This window comes from Mesorhizobium sp. M1E.F.Ca.ET.041.01.1.1, from assembly GCF_003997355.1.
Lineage (GTDB): Bacteria > Pseudomonadota > Alphaproteobacteria > Rhizobiales > Rhizobiaceae > Mesorhizobium.
This window is the reverse complement of record NZ_RZSL01001258.1, coordinates 1-449: the sequence shown is the minus strand read 5'-3', so window position 1 is coordinate 449 and position 449 is coordinate 1. Positions and strand designations below refer to the sequence as shown.

Below are 449 nucleotides of genomic sequence, written 5' to 3'. Positions count from 1 at the left end.
CGCTCGCTCCATCAGCGCGACGCTCGCCAGTTGTTCGGCCGCCGCGGCATGTTCGGCCGGAGGCGCGAGGCAGGCAATGATCATGCTGCGTGTTGCGTGTACGATGCGGGGCAGATCTTCCGATGTGAGATTGCGCAGTCTTGTTACGATGCTGTTGATGTAGTCGATCAGAAGGTTAGCAAAGTTGCCCGACAGAATTGAATTGTTGTTTACGTCGAGGGTCCCCGCCGCATCGGCGAACAAATCACGCGGCAAATAGAGAAAGACACTTTCGGATTCCGTTGTCCTTCCGCGAAACGGGTAGCCAAGCGATCTGATCTCCAACTGGCCCGGCTGACCCTCCGCGACGCGGCGATCGACCTCCGTCCATGACCGGCCAGTATGTGGCAAGACGACATACCAGTGGTCGATCGAGCTGGACCGAAGCTTCGCGGCGGAACGCATATAGC

The 449-nt window shown here is 58.6% G+C and carries 1 pseudogene; it reads right to left on the bottom strand.

What is annotated here, in order from left to right:
- A pseudogene (locus EOA38_RS38670) lies at positions 1 to 324 on the bottom strand (AraC family transcriptional regulator); the annotation flags it as partial.
- Positions 325 to 449: the final 125 nt, after the last annotated feature.